The organism is Saccharopolyspora pogona, from assembly GCF_014697215.1.
Classification (GTDB): domain Bacteria; phylum Actinomycetota; class Actinomycetes; order Mycobacteriales; family Pseudonocardiaceae; genus Saccharopolyspora; species Saccharopolyspora hattusasensis.
Map to the genome: position 1 here is coordinate 7588734 of NZ_CP031142.1, position 18710 is coordinate 7607443.

Consider the following 18710-nt stretch of genomic DNA (forward strand, 5'->3'; position numbering starts at 1 on the left):
CGTTGGCTGGTGTGGAGCGAACGGCCTGTTCGCGTCGATAGGAGCCTGTTGCAATATTACGCCCACCACGGACCGTGATCGATCGATCACGGCTGAGATGGCCACTGGCGGACAAACGGCGGCGATCGAGACTGATTTGGTACTTCGGTTCAGCCGTTTTCGCCGAAAACGCAACAGGCTCGTAGGTGTGGCAAACGGGCCGTTCGCTCGCACTCATCACGGGACCCTGGATAGTTCGGGTGCCCCCGCCCAGCGAGGGAGTGTTATTGATCCGGGTGGCAAATGTGTGATGTTAGGCGGCGTAGCGAACTTCGGGTTTGCCGAAGTAGGAGCGAACTCGGTCGGGCAGCTTCTGGAGCCGGTGGAGGAAGGAGCGGACCGCTTGTTTCAACTCGGCTCGGGTTTTGGGGGCTGTGCCCGGATCCACCGAGTTGGTTTTGGCGTGGGTTGTTGATCAAGGTCTTGGGGGTGTTGATCGATAATGCTGGTGGTGGGTGTGCGGAGTCCGCCGGCCTGGTGGTCCGGCTTATCCACTGTGGTCTCCGGTCGGCGCCCGTAGGCGGGTGTGGTCAGGGGCAGGCCCCGGCTGGCGGGGGGTGGGTTGCGGTGAACAGGCTGGTGAAGGCCTGTTTCCAGTGCCAGTCGGCCGGGAGGTGCAGCACGATGCGGCGGGCGGAGCGGGCGATACGGGCCGGGATCGTGATGAGGTGCCGCCGCAGGGTGGTGGTGCGGGCTTTGGCGTGGAACTGCGACGCGAGACTGCCTGCGGCACGCATCAGGTTGTGGGTCAGCGCGGCCAGGGACAGCCAGGCGCCGTTGGCGGCGAGCTGCCCGGAGGGCAGGTGGGCCGCGGCGGAGTCGTTGAGGTCGGCGAAGACTTGCTCGATCGTCCCGGCGCGGCCGCGGTGCTCGGCCTCGGCGGTGAGCAGCTCGTGCGGGGAGTCGGTGAAGATCGCGTGATAAAGCCAGACCGGGAACAACTCGCCGGTGGCATCGGTGGTGGTGATCCGGGTGCGGCGCACGATCAGCCGGGCGGTGACCGCACGGCCGGGATTCTGGGTGACGTTGGTGAACGCCTCCAGTGTCGTTTCGGCGATCTCGCCCTCATAGATCCACTGCTTGGCGCGGTCGTCGAAGACCGGCCGGTTGAAACGCACGGTCTGCCATGTGTTCTCGTCGATCCCGGCGATCGCGGCCTTCACAGTCGCGGTGTGTTTGGCGGTGACCGAGAAATACGCCCCGGCTTTGCGGATCGCGGCGATGACCGGGCCGGTGAAAAACGCCGAATCACCCCGCACCACGATCGTCCCCGTCGCACCACACGCCCGGGCCGTCTTGATCGCCGAGGTGATCAGTGACGCCGCGCCGCGGGCGGAATTGGCGTTACCACCCCGCATCCGGGTCGCCGCCACCACCGGCGCCGTACCGGGGGTGGAGATCGTGGCCATCAGATAGTTCAGGCCCCGCACCTTCGTATACCCATACGCCGAGCCCTGCTTCCCCGCCCCGTAGACCTCTTTGATCTTCGAGTCGATATCGACGAACACCAGCTCATCGGCCCCCGGCAACAACCCGCACCGCCCGGCCAGGCGTTCCAGCACGATCCGGCCCAGCTTCTCCAGCTGCGCCACATGCCCATAGGTGAACCCACGCAGAAACGTGCCCAGCGTCGACGGCGCCCGGATCCCGTCGAACAACCGCGACATGCCACCGTGGCGGATCACACCCAGATCCTCGAACGAGTCCGCACCACAGGCCATCCCCGCCACGATCGAGGACACCTTCACACCCGGATTCGCCCCCGCCGACCCCACATCCGGCGACAATTTCACCGTCTGCTCAGCCAGATCAGCCACCCCGACCTGCTCGGCCAGCCGCAACACCGGCACCAATCCCGCACACGACACGAGATTCGGATCATCGAACCTCACCGACACCGCGCCGACACTATGCGATGCTTGCATCCAGCAGATGCCCTCTCATCCAGGAACCGATTGTCTCTCTTGCAAGAACAATCATCCCAGGCCAGAGGGCATCTGCCCCACCACGACACGACCCCCGCCTGCACAAACTTTCACCACAACACCGGTGGATCCGGGCTGTGCTGGTGGAAACGGTGCGTTTGAGGTCGGCATTGAGTAGCTCGTCGGGGTTGAGTTCGGGGCTGTATCCCGGCAGGAAGTGCATCGCGATCGCCTCAGCGTGCTTGGTGATCCATTGCTGGATAGTCTTGCGGCGGTGGACGGGGTGTCCGTCAACGATCAGGTGGACCTTGCGGTCCAGATGGCGGGTCAGCCGGTCCAGGAACGACAGGAACACCTTGCCGTTGAACGAGCCGGTGTAGACGGTGAAGTACAGCTCGCCTTTGTTCCCGATCGCGCACATCGCGTTCACGCTGAATCGTTTGCCCGTTTTGCCCACCGCCGGTGTCTGGCCCGCCGGTGCCCAGGTGCGGGCTACGGTGGCGTCGGAGCGGATCCCGGTCTGGTCCAGCCACAGGATCAGTGCGCCCTCGCGGCGGGCGCGGGCGGCGATGGCCAGGTAGTCCTCCTCCAGCCATCGGCGTACGGACTCGGGGTCCTGTTCGTAGGCCTTGCGGATCGGTTTCTGCGGCGACAATCCCCAGGAACGCAGGTAGTTGCCGACGGTGCGCAGGTTCAGCACGATGCCGTGGCGCACCCGGATCAGCTCGGCCACTGTCTTGCGGGTCCACACCAGGCCGGTCAGCCCGAACGTGGCCGGGGTGTGCTCGGCCACCGCATACCGCAGCTTGCGCTGCCGGCGGGCACTCAACGCTTTCTGCTCGCCGGGCTTGCGACCCCGGCGACGCCCGGTGAGACCCTTCGAGCCACGTTTCCGCCACGCCTGCACCCATCTGGACACCGACTGCGGGGCCACCGCGAACACCCGGGCCGCCTCGACCTGACTCATCCCACCATGAACAGCAGCGACCACCCTGCGCCGCAAATCCTCCTGCGCCTCAGGCGACAACCTCCGCGCGTCCCGCACACCAGCGATCATGCCAGAACAACGAAGATCACACCTATAAGTTCCCGATCAATAAGTGCCTCGGCGCTTCAAAGACACGAGTGGCCCCACCACGGCGCCACACCGAAACAGCCTCTAGAGGACGGCAATACGTTCACGGAACCAGAGCAGGCGAAACATCCTCCTCGGGGGTTAATCGTGCAGCGGCGAGGACGAGCGAGGCGACTGCCAGCCCGAGATAGGCTCCGGGGCCGTACACGTTGTGGTAGACGCGGGCGTGCAGGTGCGCGGCGATCGCACCGATGAAGAACAGGACCAGCCCGATGGCGGCGGCAATGCCGATCGCGCGAAAGCCCAAGAGGCCCAGCACGAGGCCGACAGCACCGGCGGCTTTCAGTGTGGCGAGCATCGGTAGCCAGGACTGCGGGACCTTCACTTCGGCCGAGTTTGCGAGGACGAACTCGGCCCGCGCGAAGTCGACGATGGCGATCCCGGCGTTGGCCGCGATCGTGATCGCGGTGACGACGACGTAAGCGATGAACATTCGGATGCCTTCTGTTCGGCCGAGAACGGATAGGTGCAAATCTGCTGCACCAAGCCTCACCGAGTCCTGGATTGGCGTCCAATACCTGCGTCTATAACCTGGCGGCATGGATGTTGACACGCGGTTGTTGCGCTACTTCATCGCCGTGGCCGAGGAAGGGAACCTCACCCACGCAGCGGAACGGCTGCTCGTGTCGCAACCCGCGCTGACCAAGCAGATCAGGCAGCTGGAGAACCAACTCGGGGTGCGGCTCTTCACTCGCTCCCGGGCCGGGATGACCCTTACCGAACCGGGTCGAGCCCTCGCGGAGCGGGTGCCCGCCTTGCTGGTCGACTGGGATCAAGTGCTGCGGGAAACCAAGGGCGCGGCCAGCAGGGAAGCCCGCGTACTGCGGGTCGGCTTCCTAGCCAGCGCAGCCAACGAGGCCACCCAGGACATCATCGCGGCCTTCGGTCGCCGCCGTCCCGGCTGGCGGGCCGACATGAGGCAGGCGGCGTGGTCCAATCCGACCGCCGGGCTCGCCGACGGGGACGTCGATGTCGCCTTGCTGCGGCTGCCGTTCCCCGACCAGGAAACCTTGCGGACGGCCGTGCTGTTCACCGAGCCTCGCTGGGTCGCTCTCCCCGCCGCGCACCCGTTGGCGGCCCGCGATCTGATCCCCTTCCGGGACCTCCGGGACGAGCCGTTCGTCGCCGCCCCGCCCGAAACGGGCAGGTGGCGGGACTACTGGCTGGCCGCCGGCGAACGCGAGGGCCACCTGGTTCGCATCGGAGCCGTCACCGACCAGCCCGACGATTGGTTGAGCGCGATCGCCAACGGCTACGGCATCGCCCTGGCCCCCGAATCCGCCGCCCGCTTCTACGCGCGCCCGGGTGTCACCTACCGGCCCGTCAGCGGAGTCAGCCCCAGCCGGGTTTGCGTCGCCTGGGCACCGGCCGACGACGCCAACCCCGTCGTCCAGGACTTCGTCCGCTGCTGCCTGGACAACAAGCCGCCGCGAAGCGCCGCGACCACCTGACTCGGCGGAGGCAGGTCCAGCCTATCTGGCCGGCGGCCCACCGGGCTGCATCTCGTTGAACCGCAGGCCCACTCGATGGCTGGCAAACCGTCACGCGCCGCGCCGACCCGGACGGTCGGCCAACCCGCATCGCATACCCGAGCTGATTCCAGAACACGGGGAGTGCTCGGGTTCGGCTGTTTTTCGCGGACAGGCTCCCTGCGGTGAACGGGCCCACGCCGGACGTTCCGCCACGCCTTCGCCAACGCGGTTGAGGATGCGAGCATGGGAACCTTCCTGTCAACCGCAGGTCGGGTCGGCGGGGTTGTTTTCCAGCTTCGTCGAGGTCCGAGGCCTGTTTGCTGCCCTAAACCCTGTCGCAAGCCGAACGCCGCATCCGGCTCGGTGGTGACAGGAAGGTTCCCATGCTCACGTCGCCAACAGCTGGGGTGGACAGGAAGGTTCCCTTGCTGCAGGTTCGCTGGGCGGTGGTGACAGGAAGGTTCCCATGCTTCCGGGCCGGGGAACGGCAGGAAGGTTCCCTTGTGTCAACTCGACACCGCTCGCCAGGCGCTCCAGCTGGTCCCCGGTTACCGGCGGCGGCTGCCGCTGATTGGGCCGTTCGTCTCGGCACCACGCCCCGGGAGATCCTCACCGCGCTGTTCAGCGGGAACGATGACCAGGTGCTCATCGGCAAGGTGAGCGAATACGCCTGGTGGGAGGTCGTCCAGGAACGACTGCGGATCGGGGTCGAGGTTCTTGTCGATCTGCGCGGCGATTTGGCGGCCCGCGAGCGTTGGGACGAGGCTTTCGTGTCGCGGCTGCGCCGGCTCCGCAGCGGCACGTCGGTCGCGTTGGTCAGCAACGCGTGGCCGCAGCAGCGCACCATGATGGCCGAGTCGGGTCTGCTCGACGTCGCCGACGAGGTCGTGCTGTCCTGCGAAGTCGGATGCCCCAAACCCGGTTCGCGGATCTACCGGATCGCGCTGCAACGCCTCGGCGCCGACCCGGGCGATGCCCTGTTGATCGACGACACCGCCGGCCATGTCGCCGCCGAGGAACTCGGTCTGCCAGGGCACCACGACACAGGCTCGGCCGACACCATCGCCAGGATCGACCGCTTCCTCATGGCAGGCGAATAGATCCGCGTTCCCCGCAGCACATCCAGCCAGCGGGTAACACTTCCGTCCACACTGGACCACAGCAAGCGGCCATTCGACGAAACGTGCTGGTCAACGCGCGCAGAGGACCGCTTCCTCACGACGGGCGAATGATCCCGCGTTCCCTGTTCGCCAGCAGTGCATCCAGCACGACGCGGACCAGCGGGTGGTTCTCCCGCCCACACTGGACCGCGGCGAAGACGCGGCGGGTCGGCGGCCTGCCCGCGACCGGTAGCGCAACCACGCCCTGATCATCAGCGATGGCCGTGCGGGGTACCAGCGCGACACCGGTGCCCGCCGCGACCAGCGCCACCACGGCGTGGAAATCGTCGGAAGTGTGCGTGATGTTCGGGACGAAACCCGCGTTCTCGCAGCACACCTGCGCCACCGCCCGGCACGGGTTGCCCGGCAGCGGCGCGATCCAGTCGTCGTCGCGGAGCTCGTCGAGCGCGACCGCGTCCGCCGCGCTGAGCCGATGCTGCGGTGGCAGCACGACGTCGAACGGCTCGGCGTAGAGCGGAAACCGGCTCACCCGCCGGGCATCGGCCTGCAGCGTCGAGGTGTACTCCATCGAGATCGCGATGTCGATCTCCCCGGCCAGCAGCATCATGAGGCTGTTGTGCGCCTCGGCATCGCGCACCAGCACCCGCACATCGGGTGCCTGCTGCCGCAACGCGATGATCGAAGGCGCCACGACCTGCGTGATCGCCGAGGCGAACGACGCTACCTCCACCGTGCCGACGGTGCCCGCCGCGCAGGCCGCCAAGCTCGCCTCCGCTCGCTCCAACTCGGCCAGCACCGCCTTGGCGTGCTCGACCAGCAGCTCACCGGCCGCGGTCAGCCGGACACGACGACCCTGCCGGGCCAGCAGCGACTGCCCGACCTCGTTCTCCAACGCGGTGAGCTGCTGCGACACCGCCGACGGCGTCAGGTACAGCTTCTCCGCAGCAGCGCGCACGGTGCCGTGGTCGGCGAGCGCGCGGAGCACCAGAAGCCGCCGCGGGTCAATCACCGGGCGATGGTACCCATCCGTTCGCGGGCCGCGACGAACGCCGAAACCGCACGTTCCACGTCGTCGGCGCGGTGCGCGGCCGACATCTGGGTGCGGATACGGGCCTTGCCCACGGGCACCACCGGGTAGGAGAAGCCGATGACGTAGACGCCCTCCCCCAGCAGCAAGTCCGCCATCCGTGCGGCCTCGGCCGCGTCGCCGATCATCACCGGAATGATCGGGTGCTCGCCCGGCAGCAGGTCGAAGCCCTCCTCGGCCATGCGGCGCCGGAACAGCGCACTGTTGCGCCGCAGCCGCTCCCGCAACTCTGGCTGCGCGGCCACCAAGTCCAGCGCGGCCAGCGAAGCCGCCACGATCGACGGCGCGAGCGAGTTCGAGAACAGGTAAGGCCGGGAGCGCTGCCGCAACAGCTCGACGATCTCGGCCCGCCCGGACACGTAGCCGCCGCTGGCCCCGCCGAGCGCCTTGCCCAGCGTCCCGGTGACGACGTCGACCCGGTCGGAGACGCCGAACAGCTCCGGGGTGCCCGCCCCGGTCGGCCCGGTGAACCCGACCGCGTGCGAATCGTCGACCATCACCAGCGCCCCGTACTTCTCGGCGAGCGCGCAGATCTCGTCCAGCGGAGCCAGGTAGCCGTCCATCGAGAACACGCCATCGGTGACGACGAGCTTGCGCCGCGCGTCGGTGTTCTCCTGCAACAGCCGCTCCAGGTCGGCCATGTCGCGATTCCGGTACCGGCCGCGGCGGGCCTTGGACAGCCGGATGCCGTCGATGATGCTCGCGTGGTTGAGCTCATCGGAGATCACCGCGTCGCGATCGTCGAGCAGGGTCTCGAAAACCCCGCCGTTGGCATCGAAGCACGAGCTGTACAGGATCGTGTCATCGGTGCCGAGGAACCCCGAGAGTCGCCGCTCCAACTCCTTGTGCGGGGCCTGCGTGCCGCAGATGAACCGCACCGAAGCCATCCCGAAACCCCACTTCGCCAGCGCCTCCTCGGCGGCGGCGAGCAGCGCGGGATGATCCGCCAACCCCAGGTAGTTGTTGGCGCAGAAGTTCAGCAGCTCGGCGCCGCCGACACCCACTCGCGCGCTCTGCGGCGAATCCAGCACCCGCTCGTCCTTGTACAGGCCGGCGGCCCGGATCTCGGCCAGCTCAGCCCGGACGTCGTCAGCGATCGTGTACATCAGGCGGACCCCTTCGTTGTCCAGTCGAGGATGACCTTGCCGCAGTGGCCGCTGCGAGCCGTCTCGAACGCCTCGGCGTGCTCCGTGTACGGGAAGCGGTGCGTGATCACCGGCGTCAGGTCCAGCCCGGACTCCAGCAGCACCGACATCGAATACCAGGTCTCGAACATCTCGCGCCCGTAGATGCCCTTGACGGTGAGCATCTTGAACACCACCGCGCTCCAGTCCAGCGAGAAGTCCTCGGCCGGCAGCCCCAGCATCGCGATCCGGCCGCCGTGCGCCATGTTCGCCACGACCTCCCGCAACGCCTCAGGCTTCCCGGAAACCTCCATCGCGACGTCGAAGCCCTCGCTCAGCCCCAGCTGCTGCTGCGCGTCGGCGACCCGCGCCTGCGAAACGTCCACGGCAAGATCCACACCGACGCGGCGCGCCAGCTCCAACCGGTGCTCGCTGACGTCGGTGATCACCACGTGCCGCGCGCCCGCGTGCTTGGCCACGCTCGCCGCCATCAACCCGATCGGACCGGCACCGGTGATCAGCACGTCCTCGCCTACGACCGGGAAGCTGAGCGCGGTGTGCACCGCGTTGCCGAACGGGTCGAAGATCGCCGCCACGTCCGGATCGACCTCGCCGCGATGAACCCACACGTTCTGCTCCGGCAGCACCGCGAACTCGGCGAACGCGCCGTTGCGGTGCACCCCGAGACCTTCCGTGTGCGCGCACAGGTGACGGCGGCCGGCGAGGCAGTTGCGGCACCGGCCGCACACCAGATGACCCTCGCCGCTGACGAAGTCGCCGACCGCGGCCCGGGTGACTGCAGCACCGGTGGCCACCACCTCACCGGCGAATTCGTGCCCTACCACCAGCGGGGTCGGCACGGTGCGGGCCGCCCACTCGTCCCACGACGCGATGTGCAGGTCCGTGCCGCAGATCCCGGTGCGCATCACCCGCACCACGACCTCGTCCGGGCCGGGCGCCGGGTCGGGGAGTTCGGTCAGCTCCAGGCCGGGCGCGGGCGAGGTCTTCACCAGAGCGCGCAAGGTTCCTCCGCTCTCGACGGCTTGTCGCAACGGAGTCTGTCCCGGTGCGGTGGGCAGGTCCATCGCGACTTTCTGCACTGGCTGGTTAGCGGCACTGCACAGCACGCCGCGCCCCATCCGCCTTCGACGAGTGGGGCGCGGCGCCGCCAGATGGTCATCCCTTACAGGACGACCCGCCCTGCAGCGTCTGCGCCTGCTGGGTGGACGACTGGGAGTGCTGCTGCCCGTGCGGGGTGGACGACTGGACGTGGTGCTGTTGCGTTTTCTGGTACTTGTGCTGCTCGTTCACGCTCACCTGGCCGTGCTTGGTCGGCCCCTGCGGCCCATCAACGGCACCGGCGATCTCGGCGAGGATCTGGTCCGGGGTCGACGGCTGCGGGGCGTCGCTGGCCGCGGCCGTTCCGGCAGCCCCCAGCACGGCGAGACCGGTGAGCAGGGCGCCGGCGAGAAGACGTCGCATGAAAATCCTCCGAAGTGCGTTGGAATTGCCAGCGCAGAGGCGATCACACATCGGCCGCGCTCGCCGCACACATCACTCCGTAGTGGATCAAGCACCCCGCCCAGCCACCCGGCCAGGGGGAGCACCCATCGGCTCTTCCGCCGCGCAGGAGCGGAGCAAGGGAACCTTCCTGTCACCAACGGTCGTGCAGGAGCGGCGCGAGCAAGGGAACCTTCCTGTCATCGCGGAGGACAAGTTCCCTGCTGTTCTCGGTCGAAGACGGGAAACCGGGCCATTCCACGTCCGCCTGCAATGCCCGCGGGGCGGCCATGTGCTGCGCCAACCGGCCGGTCGCCCTCGGAGAGCAAACGTCCAGACCGGCAGCCCTCACGAGTGCTTGCTCCGCTCTGCTCCCCGATGGCGTCGATCGCCATCAGCGACCAGGATTCAGGAGCGCGAAAGGTGCGCGGATCTTCTTCCCGTAGGTGGCGCGGCGAGGTGGACGACGTGCTCAGCGCCGAAAACTGCGAGCAGGACCTCGGATCATTCGGATTCCTCCTCGTGGCCGCGGAGCCGAGAAGGGACGAGCCCTGCTGCCACGCGCGTGGTCGGGGCAGGGCTCTTCGAGTTGTGGCTTGCCGTCACTCACCGTCACTCGTCGTCGGCGTCGTCGCGGGCGAGGAAGGTGGCGAGGCGTTCGGTGGCGTCCTCGAAATCGGGGTTGAGGTCCACGAAGGCCCGCATCCGGTCGGCGACCCAGGCCAACGTGACCGCGTCATCACCGCGACGATCTTCGAGTTCCTCAATGCCGCGGTCGGTGAAGTACACCGTGTCCTCCTAATTTTGTCCGTCCGTGACCGGTGTGATCGGGGTTGGCAGAACAGCAGAGTACGAAACGCCTCGACGGATGCAGCACTGGAACCACGAGTGTTCGGTGACAGGAAGGTTCCCATGCTCCACGGACGTTTCCGGGCTGTCCGCCGGAGACCGGGAGCCGAACTCTATGCCGCCGCCCCAAACTGCTCCCAGCCGGGGAGCCTGAAGTGAGGATGGGAACCTTCCTGCCACCCGCAAGCCGCCGCGGCGCGGGTTCGGCAGTGGCACAGCGCAAAAAACGGGCCGCCGGTTCCGGGTGGAACCGGCGGCCCGCTCCAGCCGCGGATCAGGCGAAGGCGTTCTGCACGACCTCGGCCTGCTCGACCTCGTGGACCTTGGCCAGGCCGGTGGCCGGGGCAGCCATCGGACGGCGCGAGACCCGCTGAAGCTTGCCGACCAGCTGCGGGAACAGCTCCGGCAGGGCCAGGCCCAGGAACGGCCAGGCACCCTGGTTGGCTGGCTCTTCCTGCGTCCACCGGATCGACGTGGCGTTCGGGTACCGCTCGAACAGCGCGCCCAGCTTGCGGTGCGGCAGCGGGTAGAGCTGCTCCAGCCGGACGATCGCAGTGTCGGTGATGCCGTGCTTGTCCCGGTGCGCCGCCAGCTCGTAGTACAGCTTGCCGGTGCACAGCACCACGTTGCGCACCGCAGCCGGGTCGGGCTGCTTCAGGTCGTCGATCACCGAGGTGAACTTGCCTTCGGTGAAGTCCTCGACCGGACTGGTCGCGGCCTTCAACCGCAGCATCGACTTCGGCGTGAACACCACCAGCGGGCGGTGGATGCCGTCCAGCGCGTGACGGCGCAGCAAGTGGAAGTAGTTCGCCGGAGTCGACGGCATCGCAACCGTCATCGACCCCTCGGCGCACAGTTGCAGCCACCGCTCGATGCGACCGGACGTGTGGTCTGGGCCCTGGCCCTCGTGCCCGTGCGGCAGCAGCATGACCACGTCGGACCGCTGGCCCCACTTCGCCTCACCGGACGAGATGAACTCGTCGATGATCGACTGGGCGCCGTTGAAGAAGTCGCCGAACTGCGCTTCCCACAGCACCAGGGAGTCGGGGTTGCCGACCGAGTAGCCGTACTCGAAGCCCACGGCCGCGAACTCCGACAGCGCCGAGTCGTAGACCAGGAACTTCGCCTGGTCGTCCGACAGGTTCTGCAGCGGAGTGAACTCGGAGTTGTCCTTGCGGTCGATGAGCACCGAGTGCCGCTGGACGAACGTGCCTCGCCGGCTGTCCTGACCGGTCAGGCGCACCTGGCGGCCCTCCATGACCAGCGAGCCGAACGCCAACAGCTCGCCGAACGCCCAGTCGATGCCGCCCTCGCGGCCCATCTTGGCGCGCCGCTCCAGCACCGGCTTGACGCGCGGGTGCGGGGTGAAGCCCTCGGGCAGGTTGATGTGCGAATCGGCGATGCGCTCCACGGTCTCCCGCGGGATCGCGGTCGTCAGCCCGCGCGGCACCTGCTGCTCGGACTCCACCGACGGGCTCGGCGCCGGCGGGTGCTTCTCCAACTCGCGGACCTCGTTGAACACGTGCTCCAGCTGAGCGGCGTAGTCCTTCAGGGCCTTCTCGGCCTCTTCGACGGTGATGTCGCCGCGGCCGATCAGAGCCTCGGTGTAGACCTTGCGGACGCTGCGCATCTTGTCGATCGCGTCGTAGATCTTCGGCTGCGTCATCGACGGGTCGTCGCCCTCGTTGTGCCCGCGGCGGCGGTAGCAAACCATGTCGATCACGACGTCCTTGCCGAACGCCTGGCGGTACGCCACGGCCAGCTTGGCGACCCAGACGCAGGCCTCCGGGTCGTCACCGTTGACGTGGAACACCGGGGCACCGATCATCTTCGCCACGTCGGTGCAGTACTTGCTGGAGCGCGAGTGCTCCGGCGCAGTGGTGTAACCGACCTGGTTGTTGACGATCACGTGCACCGTGCCACCGGTGCGGTAGCCCCGCAGCAGCGACAGGTTCAGTGTCTCGGCGACCACGCCCTGGCCGGCGAACGCGGCGTCACCATGCAGCAGCACCGGCAGGACGGTGAAGCCCTCCTGGCCCTTGTCCAGGATGTCCTGCTTGGCGCGGACGATGCCCTCGAGCACCGGGTCGACGGCTTCCAGGTGCGACGGGTTCGATGTCAGCGACACCTTCGTCTCGCCGTCGCCGAACATCCGGAAGTACTTGCCCTCGGCACCGAGGTGGTACTTGACGTCGCCGGAACCGTGCGCCTGCCCCGGGTCCAGGTTGCCCTCAAACTCCCGGAAGATCTGCGAGATCGGCTTGCCGACGATGTTGGCCAGCACGTTCAGCCGACCGCGGTGCGGCATGCCGATGACGACCTCGTCGAGCTCGTGCGCCGCCGAGGTGTCCAGCACTGCGTCCAGCAGCGGCACCACGGTCTCGGCGCCTTCCAGCGAGAACCGCTTCTGCCCGACGTACTTGGTCTGCAGGAACGTCTCGAACGCCTCGGCCGCGTTGAGCTTCGACAGAATGTACTTCTGCTCGGACGGCTCGGGCTTGGTGTGCGGCTTCTCGACCCGCTGCTGCAGCCATTCGCGCTCGTCGGGTTCGAGGATGTGCATGTACTCGACGCCGACAGTGCGGCAGTAGGAGTCGCGCAGCACGCCCAGCACGTCGCGGAGCTTCATGTGCTCCTTGCCGGCGAAGCCGCCGACGGCGAACTCCCGGTCCAGGTCCCACAGGGTGAGGCTGTGCGAGAGGACGTCGAGGTCCTCGTGCCGCCGCTGCCGGTAGTTCAGCGGGTCGATGTCGGCCATCAGGTGGCCGCGGGTGCGGTACGCGTCGATCAGCTCGAGCACGCGGGCGGTCTTGTCCACCGCGCCCTCGGGGATGTCCTGCGTCCAGCGCACCGGCTCGTACGGGATGCGCAGCGAGGCGAAGATGTCGTCGAAGAACCCGTCCTCGCCCAGCAGCAGCTGGTGCATCTTGCGGAGGAAGTCGCCGGACTCCGCGCCCTGGATGACCCGGTGGTCGTAGGTGGACGTCAGCGTCACGATCTTGCTGATGCCCATGTCGACCAGCGCCTTCTCGCTGGCGCCCTGGAACTCCGCCGGGTAGTCCATCGCGCCGACGCCGATGATCGCGCTCTGACCCTTGGTCAGCCGCGGCACCGAGTGGTTGGTGCCGGACGGGCCGGGGTTGGTCAGCGAGATCGTGGTGCCGGCGAAGTCGTCGGCGGTCAGGGCGCTGCCGCGGGCCTTGCGGATGATGTCCTCGTAGGCCTGCCAGAACTGGTGGAACGTCATGTCCTCGCAGCCCTTGATGGAGGCGACCACGAGGTTGCGAGACCCGTCCTTGGCCGGCAGGTCGATCGCCAGGCCCAGGTTGATGTGCTCCGGCGTGACGGCAGCGGGCTTGCCCTTGGCGTCCTCGCCGTAGTGGCGGTTCATGTTCGGGAAGTCCCGGACCGCCCGGACCAGCGCGTAGCCGATCAGGTGCGTGAAGGAGACCTTGCCGCCCTTGTTCCGCTTGAGGTGGTTGTTGATGACGATGCGGTTGTCGAACAGCAGCTTGGCCGGCACCGCGCGCACGCTCGTCGCGGTCGGCACGGTCAGCGACTGATCCATGTTCTTGGCGATCGCGGCAGCGGCCCCGCGAAGCGTCTTGACGTCCCCGCCAGCCTGGGGCTCCTTCACCGGAGCGGCCCTGGCAGCCTGCTGCGGCGACGGCTTGGGCGCGGGCTTGCTCGCCGGGGGCGCGCTCGTGGCGGCGGCCGGCGGGGCCTGACCATTGGTCTCACTGGGGCGCGTCACCGTGGCCGTAGTCGTCGGAGCCGCTGCAGCGGCGGCCGCAGCAGCGGTGTTCTCGGTTGCTGCCTGGCCCGGCTTGTAATCGGCGAAGAATTCGTGCCACGCCGAGTCTACGGAAGTGGGATCTTGGAGGAACTGTTCGTACATCTCCTCGATCAACCACTCGTTGGGGCCGAACTGTGACGCAGGGCTGCTGGACACGGCTGGCGTTCGCCTCGATCCATATGCTCGTGATTTACAGACACACTCAGGTACCAGGCTAGCGGTCCGATTCGCGAGGTTGACACACAGTGCGGCCGTTCGGTCGACGAGGTCGGTCACAAAATCGATCAGGAAAGACCAGCTCGCGGGTAACGGGCCCCGGTCCGCTCGGGTCAACGATCATCGACCGCACTCGACATGCCCCACTCGAAGTCGGCGTTGCTCGGTACTACTCCATCTGGGTTGTCGCCCAACACCAGTATGACGTTTCATCGACACGCTGTGTTCCCGTCCCGCGGACGAGGTTTCTCCATTTCGGACGGCGCGGCACTCCAGTCCCACCCGCCCCGGGACGGTGTGACCGATCCCGCTCGCTGTTGCGGAGCGTGTCCGAAAAGTCCCCTTCCGTGCATGCCCGCGTCGCCGTCGTCCGCTGCGGGGCGGTGACAGGAAGGTTCCCTTCCACCACCCCAGCAACGCCTGTGCCGGGCTGCGGATGACAGGAAGGTTCCCTTCCTCACGTCAGGACCCATGCTTGCGCGCACCGTCGGTGACAGGAAGGTTCCCTTGCTCCACTCCGGCACCACGCCGAGCCGCTGCGGCGTGGAATGACAGGAAAGTTCCCTTCCTCACATCACATGGGCCAGGGCGGATGCGGTGGATGACAGGAAGGTTCCCTTGCTCGCGTCCGGTCAGGCGATGTTGGTCTCGCCGATCTCCGGGGTCTCCTCGCTCGGCGCACCGTCCGCCGCCCGCCACAGGCGCGCGTAGTGACGGTTGTCCGCGAGCAGTTCGGCGTGGCTGCCCTGCTCGACGATCCGGCCTCCGTCGACGACCACGATGCGATCGGCGCGGGCGGCGGTGGCTAGCCGGTGCGCGACGACGAACGTCGTGCGCTGGGCCGCGACCTGGTCGCTGGCCGCAACCACCATCGATTCCGTCGCAGGGTCGAGCGCCGCGGTTGCCTCGTCGAGCAGCAGGACGTCGGGGTCGACCAGTTCTGCCCGTGCAAGCGCGACCAGCTGTCGCTGGCCCGCCGACAGTCCGCGCCCACGCTCTCCCACCTGCTGACGGAAGCCTCGCGGCAGCATGGCTATCCCCGGCAGCGCCCCCACCGCCCGGGCCGCTGCCTCGACCTCGGCCGGATCGGCGTCCGGGCGCGCGTAGGCGATGTTGGTGGCGATGTCCCCGGTGAACAGGTGGCCTTCCTGCGGGACCACGGCGAGCCGCCGGTGGAACGCCGCCAGGTCGTAGCTGCGAATGTCCTGTCCGTCGACCAGCACCGCGCCGTCGGTGGCGTCGTAGAACCGGGCGATCAACTTGATCAGCGTCGACTTCCCGGCGCCGGTCGCGCCGACCAGCGCCACGGTCTCGCCGGGCCGCACCCGCAGCGCGATGTCACGCAGCGCGAACTGGTCAGTGCCGGGGTAACGGAACGACACCGATCGCAGCTCGATGCCGCCTTCGAACCGTTCCGGCACCGGGGTGGGGTCGGTTGCGGCGGGCACCGAAGTGGGCGTCCGCAGCAGTTCCCCGATCCGCCGCAACCCCACCTTGGCCTGCTGGTAGCCGTCGAAAACCCCGGACAGCTGCTGCACGGGCGAGAAGAACAGGCCGAGGTAGAGCAGGAACGCGACCAGCACCCCGGCGGTCAGGTCGCCCGACGCGACTCGCGCCGCGCCTACCCCCAGCACCACCGCCTGCGCGATCTCCGACAGCAGCGCGACGAACGGGAAGTAGGTCGCGATGTAGCGCTGGGCGCGCAGCCGGGACCGCCGGTAGGCGTCGCTGCGCTGCGCGAACACCTTCGCAGCGTGCCCTTCGCGGCGGTGCGCCTGTGCCACCCGCATCCCGGCGACGTTCTCCTGCAGGTCGGCGTTGACGGTGCTCACCCGCTCGCGCGCCTCGGCGTAGGCGGTCGCCGAGACCTTACGGAAGATCAAGGTGGCCACCAACAGGACCGGCAGCACCGCCATCGCCACCAGCGCCAGCGAAACATCGGTGATCAGCAGTGCGCCCGCGATGCCGAACAACGTCAGCACGCTCACCACGAAGGTCGCCAGCCCGGTCTGCAGAAACGTCGACAACGCGTCGACGTCGGTGGTCATCCGAGTCATGATCCGGCCGGCGAGCTCGCGCTCGTAGTAGTCCAGCCCGAGCCGCTGCAGGTGTGCGAAACTGCGCAATCGCAGCAGGTAGAGCAGGGTCTCGCCGGTTCGCGAGGTGATGACGGTCTGCAGCTTGACCACCAGCCAACCTCCGGCGACGATCACGGCGCCCAGGCCCGTGGCGATCCACAGCGCATCGAGGTCGCCAGCGCTCACACCGCCGTCGATGCCCTGGCGGACCAGTGACGGCAACGCGATCGACGTCAGCGCGTCCCCGGCCACCAGCAGCGCTGTCAGCAGCAGGCCCCAGCGGATCGGCCGCAGCAGCCGGGAGAGCTTGAAGTCCGGGTCTGGCGCAGTGGGGTCTTCGCCGCGCAGATCGGGCTGGTCGGTCGCGGGCGGCAGCTTCCGGATGCCTTCGATCAACTCGGGTGTCGGCGGCATCGTCATGCCGCCCATGCCGCGTGATCCGGGCGTCGTGGCGGCGTTGCCGGTGACCGCCGGTTCGGCGTCGTCCTCCGGCGGCCAGAGCTCCGGCGTGATGCCTTCCGAACCGGGCACGACCCGGCCGTCGCAGCGATTGTCGATCGATTCCCCAGGCCCGGCGAGCAGCGACCGGAACAGCTCGCAGCGCTGGTTCAGCTCGTCCTCGGTGCCGATGTCGACGACGTGTCCTTCGTCGAGCACCGCGATCCGGTCGGCCAGGGCCAGCGTCGACCGGCGGTGCGCGATCAGCAGGGTGGTGCGCTGCGCGGTGACCGAGCGGAGGGTGTCGTGGATGGCCGCTTCCGTCGCCGGATCCACCGCCGACGTCGCGTCGTCGAGCACCAAGATGCGCGGGTTCGAAAGCAGCGCCCGCGCGAGCGCCACGCGTTGGCGTTGCCCGCCGGACAGCGTCAGGCCGCGCTCGCCGACCGTCGTGTCGTATCCGTCGGGGAGAGTGGTGATGAACTCGTGCGCTTCGGCCGCTTTTGCAGCGGCGATCACGTCGGCTTCCGAAGCGTCAGGACGGCCGTAAGCGATGTTGCCGCGAATGGTGTCGGAGAACAGGAACGCCTCCTCGAACACCAAACCGACCGCGGCGCGCAGCGAATCCAGCCTCAGGTCGCGGATGTCGTGGCTCACCGAGCCGTCGTCGGCGGGACCGATCTTGATGCTCCCCGAGTGCAGGTCGTAGAAGCGCGGAAGCAGCAGCGACACCGTCGACTTGCCCGATCCGGCGGGGCCGACCAGCGCCACCGTCTCACCAGGACGGACCTGCAACGACGCGTTGCAGAGCACCGGCTGATCACGGGTGTAGCCGAAGCTCGCGTCGTCAAGCCGGACCTGCAGCGGCCCTTCCGGCAGCGTTGCCGCTCCGGGCTTCTCCTGTACCTCGGGCTGGGAATCGATCAGCTCGTGGATGCGTTCGACACCGGCGCGCGCGAGCTGCGCCTGGATCATCACGCTCGACAACATCCGGGCCGGACCGGCCAACATCGCCACGTACCCGGCGAACGCCACGAAAGTCCCGAGGCTCACCTGGTCCTGCAGCACCATCCAGCCGCCCAGGCCGAGCACTCCGACCTGCCCGGCGGAGGGCAGCGCGGCCAAGCTCGCCGCAGGCGTGGAAGTCATCCGGGCCGCGCGCAGCCGCTCGCCGAACAGCCGACGAGCACGGCGCCCCAGCCGCCCGACCTCGCGGTCTTCCTGGCCGAAGCCCTTAACGACCCGGACACCCGTGACGGTTTCCTCGACGTGCTGCGCGATGTCCGCGGCCCGCTGCTGCGCCGACCAGGTCGCCGGGAACAGGCTCTTCTTGCTGCGCGCCGAAACCACCGCGATCAGCGGCGCCACGACCAGCGACACCACCGTTAGCAGCGGCGACAACCACAACATCACCACGATCGCGAAAAGCGCGAGCACCGCGGTTCCGGCCGCCAGCGGCAGCATCGCCAGCAGCGAGTTCACCATTTGCAGATCGCTGATGGAGCGGGACACGACCTGCCCGGTGCGCAGCGCATCCTGCTTCCCGCCGTCCAACCGCTGCATCGCCGCGAACACCGCGCGGCGCAGGTCGTGCTGGACGTCGAGGGCCAGCCGCCCGGCGCTGTAGCGGCGGACGAACGCCGACGCGAAGCGGAACACGCCGAGCGTGAGGAGCGCGATCACGATCCACAACAAGCGGTCGGTGCTGTGCGCGACGGCATCATCCACCGCGGCCTTGGTCAGCAGCGGAACGAGAGCCTCCAACCCGACAGCCGTGACGGACGCGCCCATCGCCAACGTCAGAGCAACGGGGTGCCGACGACAAGCGGCGAAGAGGCGACGGATCCAACCGCCGGAAGACGGACGGGGATTACCGGAGTCGCTCACACCCGCCAGGTTATGCCGCCCTACCGACCATGCAGACCGGCCG

12 protein-coding genes are annotated in these 18710 nt (G+C 68.1%); 2 read left to right on the forward strand and 10 right to left on the reverse strand.

Features of this window, described 5'->3' with window-relative positions; genetic code table 11:
* Positions 1–569 precede the first annotated feature (569 nt).
* From DL519_RS35780 to DL519_RS35790, 3 genes are all read right to left on the reverse strand, one after another.
* Positions 570–1964 carry an IS1380 family transposase gene (locus DL519_RS35780; RefSeq protein WP_190814282.1) on the reverse strand — a complete coding sequence of 465 codons (1395 nt, stop codon included), beginning with the start codon at positions 1962–1964 and terminating at the stop codon, positions 570–572.
* Positions 1948–3021 (reverse strand): IS630 family transposase, encoded by a 1074-nt coding sequence (locus tag DL519_RS35785; protein WP_190821406.1) that lies wholly within the window; start codon positions 3019–3021, stop codon positions 1948–1950. The genes DL519_RS35780 and DL519_RS35785 overlap by 17 nt, the downstream gene beginning before the upstream one ends.
* Positions 3022–3142: 121 nt before the next feature.
* A complete protein-coding gene (locus tag DL519_RS35790; protein WP_190821408.1) occupies positions 3143–3532 on the reverse strand; it encodes a DoxX family protein in 390 nt (129 codons plus the stop codon).
* Between the two features lie 106 nt (positions 3533–3638).
* Between DL519_RS35790 and DL519_RS35795 the strand changes: the two genes are divergently transcribed.
* On the forward strand, positions 3639–4550 hold the full coding sequence (locus DL519_RS35795; RefSeq protein ID WP_190821410.1) for a LysR family transcriptional regulator: 912 nt from the start codon (positions 3639–3641) through the stop codon (positions 4548–4550).
* 524 nt (positions 4551–5074) lie between these two features.
* On the forward strand, positions 5075–5671 hold the full coding sequence (locus DL519_RS35800) for an HAD family hydrolase (RefSeq protein WP_190821412.1): 597 nt from the start codon (positions 5075–5077) through the stop codon (positions 5669–5671).
* A gap of 115 nt (positions 5672–5786) precedes the next feature.
* On the opposite strand, the gene DL519_RS35805 is transcribed toward DL519_RS35800, so the two are convergent.
* From DL519_RS35805 to DL519_RS35835, 7 genes are all read right to left on the reverse strand, one after another.
* A complete protein-coding gene (locus tag DL519_RS35805) occupies positions 5787–6701 on the reverse strand; it encodes a LysR family transcriptional regulator (protein WP_190821414.1) in 915 nt (304 codons plus the stop codon).
* Complete coding sequence (locus DL519_RS35810; RefSeq protein WP_190821415.1) at positions 6698–7885, reverse strand: glycine C-acetyltransferase; 1188 nt, start codon at positions 7883–7885, stop codon at positions 6698–6700. Before DL519_RS35810 ends, DL519_RS35805 begins: the two co-directional genes overlap by 4 nt.
* A complete protein-coding gene (gene tdh, locus DL519_RS35815) occupies positions 7885–8925 on the reverse strand; it encodes an L-threonine 3-dehydrogenase (protein ID WP_190821417.1) in 1041 nt (346 codons plus the stop codon). Before tdh ends, DL519_RS35810 begins: the two co-directional genes overlap by 1 nt.
* 154 nt (positions 8926–9079) lie before the next feature.
* Positions 9080–9385, reverse strand: a complete 306-nt coding sequence (locus tag DL519_RS35820) for a hypothetical protein (protein WP_190824652.1) — start codon at positions 9383–9385, stop codon at positions 9080–9082.
* Between the two features lie 630 nt (positions 9386–10015).
* Complete coding sequence (locus DL519_RS35825; protein WP_190821419.1) at positions 10016–10192, reverse strand: DUF6104 family protein; 177 nt, start codon at positions 10190–10192, stop codon at positions 10016–10018.
* Between the two features lie 334 nt (positions 10193–10526).
* Positions 10527–14150: a multifunctional oxoglutarate decarboxylase/oxoglutarate dehydrogenase thiamine pyrophosphate-binding subunit/dihydrolipoyllysine-residue succinyltransferase subunit gene (locus DL519_RS35830; RefSeq protein WP_397545087.1), complete on the reverse strand. Its 3624-nt coding sequence runs from the start codon at positions 14148–14150 to the stop codon at positions 10527–10529.
* A 746-nt stretch (positions 14151–14896) separates the two neighbouring features.
* Positions 14897–18571, reverse strand: coding sequence for an ABC transporter ATP-binding protein (locus DL519_RS35835; protein ID WP_317891415.1), 3675 nt, complete (start codon positions 18569–18571; stop codon positions 14897–14899).
* Positions 18572–18710: the final 139 nt, after the last annotated feature.